The organism is Celeribacter sp. (genome assembly GCF_048270365.1).
Taxonomy (GTDB): Bacteria; Pseudomonadota; Alphaproteobacteria; order Rhodobacterales; family Rhodobacteraceae; genus Celeribacter.
Genome location: NZ_JBLWTA010000049.1, coordinates 1 through 10,574 on the forward strand (window position 1 = coordinate 1; position 10,574 = coordinate 10,574).

11 protein-coding genes are annotated in these 10,574 nt (G+C 60.1%); 6 read left to right on the forward strand and 5 right to left on the reverse strand.

The genetic code is table 11. The annotated features are described in order from the left end of the window. Window positions 1-10: 10 nt before the first annotated feature. Window positions 11-148 (forward strand): hypothetical protein, encoded by a 138-nt coding sequence (locus ACN0X0_RS22065; RefSeq protein WP_417281009.1) that lies wholly within the window; start codon window positions 11-13, stop codon window positions 146-148. A 250-nt stretch (window positions 149-398) separates the two neighbouring features. Here the strand turns inward: ACN0X0_RS22065 and ACN0X0_RS22070 are convergent, their stop codons facing one another. Continuing rightward, window positions 399-1,355, reverse strand: coding sequence for an IS5 family transposase (locus tag ACN0X0_RS22070; RefSeq protein ID WP_417280999.1), 957 nt, complete (start codon window positions 1,353-1,355; stop codon window positions 399-401). A 174-nt stretch (window positions 1,356-1,529) separates the two neighbouring features. Here ACN0X0_RS22070 and ACN0X0_RS22075 point away from each other — a divergent pair, with 174 nt between their 5' ends. The 5 genes from ACN0X0_RS22075 to ACN0X0_RS22095 are packed head-to-tail and all read left to right on the forward strand — an operon-like array spanning window position 1,530 to window position 6,138. Continuing rightward, on the forward strand, window positions 1,530-2,423 hold the full coding sequence (locus ACN0X0_RS22075) for an SDR family oxidoreductase (RefSeq protein WP_417281000.1): 894 nt from the start codon (window positions 1,530-1,532) through the stop codon (window positions 2,421-2,423). A 34-nt stretch (window positions 2,424-2,457) separates the two neighbouring features. Next, window positions 2,458-3,156 carry a glutathione S-transferase family protein gene (locus ACN0X0_RS22080; RefSeq protein ID WP_417281001.1) on the forward strand — a complete coding sequence of 233 codons (699 nt, stop codon included), beginning with the start codon at window positions 2,458-2,460 and terminating at the stop codon, window positions 3,154-3,156. Between the two features lie 25 nt (window positions 3,157-3,181). Then, a complete protein-coding gene (locus ACN0X0_RS22085; RefSeq protein ID WP_417281002.1) occupies window positions 3,182-4,201 on the forward strand; it encodes a TRAP transporter substrate-binding protein in 1,020 nt (339 codons plus the stop codon). Between the two features lie 30 nt (window positions 4,202-4,231). Beyond that, window positions 4,232-4,789, forward strand: a complete 558-nt coding sequence (locus ACN0X0_RS22090) for a TRAP transporter small permease (protein WP_417281003.1) — start codon at window positions 4,232-4,234, stop codon at window positions 4,787-4,789. Further along, a complete protein-coding gene (locus ACN0X0_RS22095) occupies window positions 4,786-6,138 on the forward strand; it encodes a TRAP transporter large permease (RefSeq protein WP_417281004.1) in 1,353 nt (450 codons plus the stop codon). The genes ACN0X0_RS22090 and ACN0X0_RS22095 overlap by 4 nt, the downstream gene beginning before the upstream one ends. Window positions 6,139-6,215: 77 nt before the next feature. Here ACN0X0_RS22095 and ACN0X0_RS22100 read toward each other — a convergent pair whose 3' ends face one another. The 4 genes from ACN0X0_RS22100 to ACN0X0_RS22115 are packed head-to-tail and all read right to left on the reverse strand — an operon-like array spanning window position 6,216 to window position 10,546. Next, a complete protein-coding gene (locus ACN0X0_RS22100) occupies window positions 6,216-7,661 on the reverse strand; it encodes an aldehyde dehydrogenase family protein (RefSeq protein ID WP_417281005.1) in 1,446 nt (481 codons plus the stop codon). Between the two features lie 22 nt (window positions 7,662-7,683). Then, window positions 7,684-9,000: a TRAP transporter large permease gene (locus ACN0X0_RS22105; RefSeq protein WP_417281006.1), complete on the reverse strand. Its 1,317-nt coding sequence runs from the start codon at window positions 8,998-9,000 to the stop codon at window positions 7,684-7,686. Then, window positions 8,997-9,509 (reverse strand): TRAP transporter small permease, encoded by a 513-nt coding sequence (locus ACN0X0_RS22110; protein WP_417281007.1) that lies wholly within the window; start codon window positions 9,507-9,509, stop codon window positions 8,997-8,999. Before ACN0X0_RS22110 ends, ACN0X0_RS22105 begins: the two co-directional genes overlap by 4 nt. A 56-nt stretch (window positions 9,510-9,565) precedes the next feature. Beyond that, the gene (locus tag ACN0X0_RS22115; RefSeq protein WP_417281008.1) at window positions 9,566-10,546 is read right to left on the reverse strand and encodes a hypothetical protein; all 981 of its coding nucleotides are present in this window, start codon (window positions 10,544-10,546) and stop codon (window positions 9,566-9,568) included. Between the last annotated feature and the right edge of the window lie 28 nt (window positions 10,547-10,574).

Genomic DNA, 10,574 nt, shown 5'->3' on the forward strand with positions numbered 1-10,574 from the left:
AAAGCGCAACGTGAACGATGAACACCAAGCGATTTTCGACGCGGTCATGGCCCATGATACGCTGCTTGCGCAGAGATTGATGGCGGAGCATTTGCAGCGCACGACAGACATCATCGTTGAATCGGGCATCGTAAAAAGCGCAGCCTGATCCCTCTCCGCTGAGCAGTATTAAATTACACGACGAGCAAAGTTTACTCCGTCTACCATCGGTGTGCGCGAAGCCTCCTGATCGTCGGCCAACATGACAATTTACTAAGGAACGTCTGATCAACGCGTTCGACTTCGCCAAGATGGCCGCCTGATTGGCTTGGCGGGCGCGAGACGGGTATCTGGCGTGCTTCTTCATGGCTTCAGACCCACCGCTGGGGCGGTGTGGCAGATTTCTGGCAGACTCGTCCTCATACCATCAACCACCGTCGCATCAGGAACAGGTTGCCGAGAGCGAACAGCGTGAAGAGCTGGGCGCGGTTCTTGGCGAGGCCGCGGTAGCGGGTCTTCACATGGCCGAACTGGCGCTTGAGGACGCGGAACGGATGCTCGACCTTGGCGCGCACCTTGGCAATGATGCGGTTGGCCTGTTCGTCGAGGGGATGCAGTATGCCACCCTTGGGGGCCTTGCGCATGACGCCCCAGACCTTGCCCTGCCCCTTGAACCCGGCCTCGCGCGCGGCGCTGACATAGCCCTTGTCGGCCCAGACCGAGGTCTCATCGCCATGCAGTAGTTCGTCCCAGACCTGGCTGTCGTGCAACTTGGCCGTCGAGGTCTCCAGGCTGTGGGTCACGCCGCTGTCGGCATCCACGCCGATGTGGGCTTTCATGCCGAAATACCAGTCGTTGCCCTTCTTCGTGGACGACATCTCGGGATCGCGCGCGCCTGCCTTGTTCTTTGTCGAGGACGGCGCGTCGATGATGGTCGCGTCCACCAGGGTGCCGGAGCGCAGGGTGATCCCCTTGTCGACCAGGTGCGCGTTCACATCTGCAAAAATCGCCTCGGTCAGCCCGTGCCGCTCCAGCAGATGGCGGAAGTTGAGGATGGTGGTCTCGTCGGGTATGCGGTCATCGCCCAGCTCGATCCCGGCGAACAGCCGCATCGCTTCACTGTCATACAGCGTCTCTTCGGCCATCGGGTCGCTGAGCGCATACCAGTTCTGCAAGAAGTATACCCGTAGCATCGTTTCCAGCGGCATCGGTGGCCGCCCACCCTTCACCCCAGCCTTTGGATAATGCGGCCCGATCAGCGCTAGCAGACGCCCCCACGGCACCACCGCATCCATCTCCGCCAGGAACAGTTCCCGCCGCGTCCGCTTCTTCTTCATCGCATCGCGAAGACCGGGAAAGGCAGGCTGTTTCGACATCAGCGAGGCTCCTTGCAGGCTTGCCCAAGCCTATCAGATCATGCCAAAAGTGGTAGGTTTTTCAGACGTTCCCTAACGGCATTCCCCTTGTCAAAAAACAGTTGATTTACATCAAAATATATTTTACCTAACTAAATAGTTCTTATAAATCGTTTTCTGGGGAGGAGTAAAGCGATGTCAGATGTCGTGTTGATCACGGGCGCAGCAACAGGCATTGGCCGCCTTACTGCCGAGACCCTGGCTCGAGGTGGGCATATCGTCTATGCCTCCATGCGAGACGTAGCTGGCCGCAATGCTCCACATGCCGACGCCCTTGCATCGCTGGCACAAAGCGAAGGCCTGTCTTTGCACACTGTCGAGATGGATATCTTGTCAGACAGTTCGGTCGATGCGGCAACCAATACGGTCATCGCAAAAGCCGGCCGCATCGACGTGTTGATGCACAATGCCGGTCATCTTGTCCTTGGCCCGACCGAGGCCTTCACGCCCGAGGAAGTCGCACAGAATTACGCAGTCAATGTGCTGGGGGCGCATCGTGTCAATCGCGCGGTGCTGCCTGTGATGCGCGCTCAAGAGAAGGGAACACTCCTGTGGATCAGCAGCACCACGGTTCACGGGGGATTCCCGCCGTTCCTTGGGCCCTACGGCGCAGCAAAGGCCGCGATGGATTCGCTCGCGGGATCGCTCGCACTCGAAGTGTCGCGTTTTGGAATCGAGACCGTCATCGTCTCGCCCGGCGCGTTCACGGTTGGGACCGAGCATTTCCCCAAAGCCTCTCCGCCCGAGGATCACGCGCGTGCCGAAGCCTATGCGCGCTACGACGACGTCACTAGCACGATTTCAGATCGTCTGTCGGCATTGATGCCTGACGACGCGCATCCGCAAGTGGTGGCCGACGCAGTGCTGGAACTTGTAAACATGCCGCATGGGACGCGACCGTTCCGCACGGTGGTCGATCTTCTGGGCGACGGCGCCGAAGAGGTGGCCAAGGCGGTCGGGCGGGTTCGCCAGACCTTCTTCGAGCGCATCGATCTTGCAGATCTGCTGTCACCGCAACCTACGTCCTGAGCGTCTTTCGCCCCAGTTACATTTAGGAGGTCGAATGTCCGACTACATTCTTTTCTACGCGCCGGGGACCTGTGCACGTGTGCCGATGACATGCCTCGAAGAAGCAGGTGTTTCGTTCGAAAGTCGCGTCGTCTCGTTCATCGCGAAAGAGCAGCGCGACGTCGACTATCTAAAGCTAAACCCTGCAGGAAAGGTTCCGGTTCTGGTCGAGGACGGTCGCGCGCTGTCGGAAAACGTGGCAATCCTTGGCTACCTTGGCCGCCGGTTTCCTGATGCTGGCATCCTGCCGCCGGCGGAAACCGAGTTCGAACGCTGCCAGCATGTCTCAGATCTCGCCTTCTGCGCCTCGGTTTTGCACCCGATTGTGACACGCATCCGCATTCCCGAGCGGTTCTGTTCGCTCGACGGTGCCCGCAGCGATGTCTGGAAGCTCGCGGCTGAAATGATGATCCCGCATTTCGATTTCATCGACGCGCGGCTCGGCCAGTCGCCGTGGTGGTACGGCGAGAAATGGGCGGCGATGGACAGCTATATCAACTGGGTCTGGTTTCGTGTCACCGGCGCGGGTTTCCCGCAAGAACGGTATCCGAACCTCGCGACCCATGCCGAACGGATCGCCGCGCGGCCCTCGGTTCAAAGAGTTCTGGCGCGCGAAACAGCGGGGCAGGAGGACCTCGTTTCGCGTGGCCTGAATTACGGGTTTCAACCCGTTGCGAGCGTTCCGCTCGACTGATGACATTCCCAGGAGGAGGAAAACAATGTTCAAGAAGACTGCACTCACCGTGGCTACCGCCGTGGCACTGACCTTGCCGCTCGCGCCGCGCGCCGCATTGGCCGAACAACTCACAATCGCAAGCTTCCTGCCTGGCCCGCACCATCTACACACGCGCATGCTGGGTTGGTTTGGGGAAGAGCTCGAAACGCAATCCGGCGGCGATCTGACGATTCAGATTTTCCCCGGCGGTCAGCTCGGCGCGGGCCCCGTCCAGCAATACAAGCGCGCGCTGGAAGGCGTCGCCGACATGACGCTGGGTGTCAGCGCCTATACGCCGACTCTTTTTCCCAAAACCATGCTCGCGATCCTTCCGGGCAGCTCAGAGAACGCGGTGGAATCGACCGGACGGCTTTGGGACGCCTATGAGGAGCATCTGGCCGACGAATACGAAGATGTGAAGCTGATCGCGCTGATGACAGTCGCGGGCAACGTGATTTCATCGACCCGCGATCTGTCGACGCTCGAAGCCTATGAAGGCTCAAAACTCGTACCTTATGCCGCAATGACCCAACCGATCATTGAATCCATCGGCGCGGTGCCGGTGCAGATGCCGATCACGGATGTCTACACAGGGCTTTCGACTGGGACGATCGACGCTGCCTACACCGCCTATTCTAACATCACCCCGCCGTGGAACTTTTGGGACGTGACCCCCTATTTCGTCGAAAACGTGCCGGTGCATTTCGCGGTGCTTTTCGTAGTTATGAACAAGGAGCGCTACGAGGGTCTGTCCGATGAGCATCGTGCGTTGATCGACAGCCTTTCAGGGCGGGTCCTGTCGATGAAGGGCGCGGAATCCTTCGATCTGGCCGACACGATGTCCAAGGAACAGATGGCCGCCAACCCCGACAAGATGAAGAACAGCCAGCTCGTGCGGATGTCCGACGAAGAGCGCACCCGTGTGGTCGCGGCATCTCAGGCCGGTCTGCAGGTGATCTTCGAGGACTATCGTTCGAAAGGCATCGAGAATGCCGAGGCGGTCTATCAGGCTCTCAACCCCTGAGCCGGGGCGAATGTTAAGGAGACACTCCAGATGACAAGACCGGAGACATCACCCCTACCGGCGGCTGAAAGGGCGGCCGGAGCGGGGCTCTTCGACCGATGGATGACGCGGGTCGCGCTGACCACCGGTGGTGCCGTCCTGACGGTGATGACGCTGCTCTGCGTGGTCAACGTTCTGATCATGCGAAAACTACTTGCCGCGCCCATTGTGGGGGCTGAGGATGCGCTGATCCTGTTCCTCGTCACCTTTGTCGCGCTTTCCATTCCATTTGGGGCGCGAAGCGGCGCGCATATCGAGATCGAAATCGTGAGCGAAATGCTCCCTCGACGGCTCGCGCTTGGCATGCAGATCGCCGCAAGGCTCTTTGGTAGCGCATTCCTTTGGTTGATGGCATGGCAACTCGCCAAAGCAGGCAGCCATGCGGCACGCTTCGGCGAGGTCACCCAGCAACTCGAAATTTCCTATGAGCCCTTTTACTACCTGTTAGCCGTGTGTTTTGGACTCTTTGCCGCGATCCAGTTCGCGGATGCCTGCCAGATGATCCGGACCGGCCAAGCCGCCGCCCTATCGCTGGAGGACGGAGCATGAGCGTAGAAATCGTTGGCATTCTCGGGCTCGTCTGCCTGTTCGTCATGCTCGCGATGCGGTTCTCCGTCGCGCTCAGCATGATCATCGTGGGCTTTTTCGGAACACTTTACGCTACGCAGCAAAAGATGATCTCTCTCGGCTTGCCTGTCGAACGCGCCATCTCGCAAGGGTGGAAGACCGCGCTCTCGAACCTGTCGGGCGAAACCTTCGAGGCGGCCTCGAACTACAACCTTCTGGTTATTCCGCTGTTCATTCTGATGGGCAATCTTGCCGGGGTTTCGGGCATGTCGAACAGCCTCTTTCGTGCGGCCTATGCCTTTCTCGGGCATCTCCGCGGCGGGCTTGCCTCGGCCACCATCGCGGGTTGCGCGGGGTTCGCAGCACTTTCGGGATCGTCGCTTGCCGCGGCGGTGACGATGGGGCGCGTCGCTCTGCCGGAAATGCGCCGTTTTCGTTATGATGACGGGCTCGCCACTGGCGCCGTGGCCGCTGGCGGCACGCTTGGCTTTCTTATCCCGCCCTCTGGCGGCATGATCATCTATGCGATCCTGACCGAACAGAGCATCGGCCAACTTTTCATGGCCGGCATCATTCCGGGCATTCTCATGTCGCTTCTGTTCATCGGTGTGATCAGCCTGCAGGTCTGGCGCAAGCCCGAGCTTGGTCCCGCCGGGGACCGCGCGGATATAACCGAAAAGCGCGCCGCCCTGATCGGGGCCGCGCCGATCACCACGGTGATCGGACTGACCATCGCGGGCATGTACACTGGGTTCTTCACGCCTGTTGAGGCCTCGGCCGTGGGCGCCGTGCTGACCTTTGCCATTGCCCTTGCGGGGCGGAAGCTGGACCTTGCGAAGATGCGGCTTGTCGCGCTTCAGACGATGAGCGCGACTTCGACGATCTTCCTGATCCTGATCGGAGCTTTCGTCTTTATCCCGTTCATGTCACTGACGGAAATCCCGACCCGGATGGTGGAGTTTCTGACTGGGCTGCCGATCGGTAATCTCGGCATCCTTGCGGTGGTGATCCTTGTCTACATCTTTCTCGGCACATTCCTTGAGGGGATCGCGATGTTGGTGCTGACCTTGCCGGTTGTGATGCCGATTGCGGCCACGCTGGGCTGGGATCTGGTCTGGTTCGGGATCATCGTGGTGATCGTGCTGGAGATGGGCATGATCTCGCCCCCCGTAGGCATCAACGTCTTTGTCGTGAAATCCATCGCGCCCGATGTACCGATGCTGCGCATCTTTGCCGGTATCTGGCCGTTCTGGTTCGCGATGATCCTGATGCTGATCCTGCTGATCGTCTTTCCGCAGATCGCGCTGTTCCTCCCTCAGACGATGTTCTGAAACGGCGGATCGCGGGAAAAGCAAACGCCGCGCAGGGAGACCTTGCGCGGCGTTTTTCTTTGCTGCTTTGGATGCGTTCAAAGCATGATGTTCAGCGCCTTGGTCTCAAGATAGCTGCGCATCTCCTCAACGCCTTCTTCACGCTCCAAGCCGCTATTCTTAAACCCGCCCCAAGGCATGCCTACGAAATGCGTGTTCGAGCCGTTGACGAAGATGCTGCCCGCGCGGAGCCGCCGGGCGGTGGTGATCGCCTTGGTGATGTCATTGGTCCAAATCGCAGCAGACAGTCCGTAAGACGTGTCGTTCGCATCGGCGAGCATCGTCGCGTAATCGTCCCAGGGCGCGACCGACATGACGGGGCCGAAGATCTCGTCGCGCCAGAGCCGCATCTGGGGCGTCACGTCACCATAGACGGTCGGCTCGGCCCAGAAGCCCTTGGCAAACTCCGCGCCTGCGGGACGTTTGCCGCCGGTCATTAGCCGCGCGCCCTCGGTTTGGTCGCGGTCGAAGAAGCTGGTGACATGGGCGTAGCTCTTGGCGTTGTTGATCGGCCCCATATCGGTCGTATGGGCCATCGGATCGCCGAGCCGCATCGCCGCGACCTTGGCGGTGATACGCTCCAACACGTCCTCGTAAATGTCGCGATGCACCAGCACGCGCGAGTTCGACCCGCAGGATTGTCCCTGCCAGGGGAAGTTCATGCCCCGCACGGCGCTGGTGGCCGCGGCCTCGGCATCCGCGTCTGCAAAGACGATCATCGGGTTCTTGCCACCAAGCTCCAGCGTGACGTGTTTGACCGCGACTTCGGCCGCAGAACGTTGAATGGTGCGGCCTGTTGGCTCCGAACCAATGAGCGCCAAACGCTTGACATTCGGATGGCGGACCAGCGCATTTCCTGCCTCGGATCCGGTGCCGTTGACGATGTTGAAAACACCTGGCGGCAGCATTTCCTGTGCCACTTCGCCAAGGATCAGAACCGAAAGCGGTGAGGTTTCGGGTGGTTTGACGACCACAGAATTACCAACGGCCAGCGCGGCGGCGGTGCGAGCCACCGAAAACAGGGCGGGGTGGTTGTAAGCGGCAATCCGACCCACGACGCCATAGGGTTCGAGGAGTGTCATATGCATATGCCGAGACGACGCCGGAATAGTCTCGCCCCGCATCATCGGGGCGATCCCGGCATAGAAGCGTATCGTCTTCAGCGTCTCGTCCATTGCATGCAGCGTGGGCCTGAGCGTATTGCCGCTGTCGCGCACCTCGATCCGCGAAAGCTCGTCGACGCGTTCGGCCAGCCGGTCCCCGAAGGCCCGCAGTATCTCCGCGCGTTCGTCCATCTCCCGCGCAGCCCAGGCCGGCCAGGCCCGTTCGGCGGCGTCGATGGCGCGGTGCATGTCCTTGGCTGATCCCAACGCCGCGCGTCCGATCACCTCTTCGGTGGACGGGTCGATTGAGTCTGCCCACCTGCCCGTTTCACTTTCGACAAGTTCGCCGTCGATCAGCAACCGTCCTTCGATCTGGTTCATAGATTTGTCCTTCGTTGTTGTGTCACCGACTTGCCAGCTCTGGCAGAAAGAGCACGATTTCCGGGTAGGCGGAAATCACCACCACCAGTGCGAGCGTGCAAAGAAGATAGGGGATCACGGCGCGGGAAATGGCGAGGATCGATTTGCCTTGGGTGGCCCCCATCATGACAAAAAGCGCCATGCCAAAGGGGGGCGTAGCAAGCCCAAGCTCTATAAAGATAAGCACGAACACGCCCATCCAGAGGGGATCGACCCCATAGCTTTGCGCAAGTGGCAGAAAAACAGGGATGGTCAGTAGCATGATGCCCACCGGTTCGAGAAACGCACCAAAGAGAAGAAGCACAAGCGCCATAGCAAAAAGGATCATCGGCAGGCTGGCCTCAATCCCGCTGACCCAGCCAACGAGGCCACGCGTGGCCCCCGACATGGCTAGGATCTGGCTAAAGGTGGTGGAGGCGAGGATGATCATGAAGATCATGCCGCTGATCTTCATCGCGCTTTCAGCGGCACTCAGGACAGCGCGAAGCGTGAGGCGACGAAAGAAGGCCGCCACGATCATCACCGCAACAACGCCAAAGGCCGCGGCCTCTGTCGGGGTCGCGATGCCGAGTATAATAAGGCCCATGACCATGAAGATTATGAACATCATCGGCAGCAGGTTAACGACCGCGAGCTTAACCTTTTCGCGCGCGCTGATACGCGGCACCTCGTAGTCGGGGGCCGCCTCGGGACGGATCATGGTCAGGGTAAATACCAGGGCTGCATAGCTCAGCGCCAAAAGCACGCCCGGGACGAGCCCCGCAAGCAACAGGCGCCCCACATCAAGGCCCGCAAGGCTGCCCAGTACAACGGCGAGCCCCGAGGGCGGAATGATCGCGGCGAGCCCACCTGTGGCGATGATTGGCCCAATGGACAGTGTGTCGGAGTACCCCATCTTGCGCATTTCGGGATACATACTCGACCCCATCATCGCGACGTTGCCGAGGCTTGAGCCCGATAGCGCGCTGAAAAGCGTGCCACCGCCGATTGCGACATAGGACAGGCGCCCGCGCACACGACCCATCAGCCGGTCGACGACGAAAAACACCTTTTCCGCAATGCCCGTATGAAAGAAGAGCTCGCCCATCAGGATAAAGAGCGGGATCGGCAGAAGCGAATAATTCATGAGTGACTCGGAGGCATTGGCCGCGAGCTGAACAAGGCCGAAATGTCCGCCCATAAAGATGAAGACGCCAATGACATTGGCGAGAAGAAAGGCAAAAGCGACGGGAATGCGCAGCGCCATCAGGCTCAGGATCAACCCGACCATCAGCCCCATCGAGGCATACCAGGGCATCATGTTTTAGGCTCCTTGGTTGGCTTGTTGCGATAGGCGAGGGCGACATGGCGCAGAAATTCGAGGGCACAAAGCGTGAGGCCGGTGGCGAGGATCGCGTAAAGATACCAACGCGGCACGTCGACGGCGCGCACGGCCACCTCGCCGCGCTCGAAACTGTCAAGCCCCGCGAGGCCCGCATACCACGCCACGAAAAGACAAATCCCTGCGGCGGCAGTATCGGTCAGCATCTGCAGGGCTTTGCGTTGCCGCGTGTTCAAGGCTGCATCAATGAGCTCCATGGCGACATGGCCACGGATGCGCACGAGCCATGGTGCGGCGAGCATCGCGGATGAGGGCAGGCCGAACTCGATAACGGTGCCGAGCCAAACCGGTGCATGGATTTGCGGAACAGAACGGGCAAAGACGTCCCATAGTGTGCCGATAACTATTATGCCCAGACAGACTGCACCAAGTGTGAACAGACTGCGGATAAAGCCGGTCCAAACGGAGCCGGTGGATGTGCGTATCATGCGTCCCTCCTCCTTTTGCGCCGCCGCAGTGACCGCGACGGCGCTTGCGCGTGCGTCTATTGATCGGGGTGGAGCAGGGGACGGATCTGCGCCGCATAATCAGGCAGATCGGCTTCCAGCTTGTCCCAGACCACGGAATAAGCGAGGTCCTTATAGCGTGCGGCGGCCTCTGGATCGGGCTCGACCAGCGCGATGCCGTCCGCCTTCAGGCGTTCCTCTTCTTGCGCCACGCGCGCGGGCATTTGCTCAGCGATCTTTGCCTCAAGCGCGAGCGCCGCATCCTGCAAAACCTCTTTTGCGTCTTCGGGCAGCGCATCGTAGCGGTTTCCGTTCATCATGATGACAGGCGAGCCTTGCCACACCGCAGGGCCAACGCGGGCCTTGAGTAGGCGGTTCACCCCGATGTCAGAGGCGAAGGTGATCCAGCCAAAACCATCGACAACGCCGCGCTCCAGCGCGCTGAATACCTCGGACTGGCTCATCATAACGTTCTCGGCACCAAGCGCGTCGAACCAGTCGCGATAGGTCCCGGCGGAACGCAACTTCTTGTCCGTTAGAACGACATTTCCGTCTGCGTCGAATTCCGGCATGTCGCGGAGATAGATGTAATATTGCGTGCCATTGCCGTTCCAGGCGAGAAGCTCAGCACCAAGGCGGTCGCGCCAGACACCGCGAAGCAGATCGAACGCCCCGTTCTCGCGCGCCTCGGCTGCAGTGACTGTGGCGCCGGTGAGGGCTTCGCTTTCAGGTGCGGTACCGGCATAGTATCCCGCCGGCCCGCCCTGAATGTCGACGACGCCATTGCGTAGTGCGGTGTCCTGCTGGGTTGACGGGATCGCTTCGGGCCCGCCGATCACCTCGATGCGCACGATGCCTTCACCGGCCTCGTTTACCATCTCGACATATTCCAGAAAGCTTTGCGTGATCACGTTATTGGCCGGCAGTGCTGCTACCCCGCGCAAGACTTCTTCGGCCTGCGCGGTTCCTGCCAACCCGAGACTAACCGCCGTTGCGGCTGCTACAAGAAACTCTTTCATACGTGGTCTCCTCCCTAGACTTTTTGTA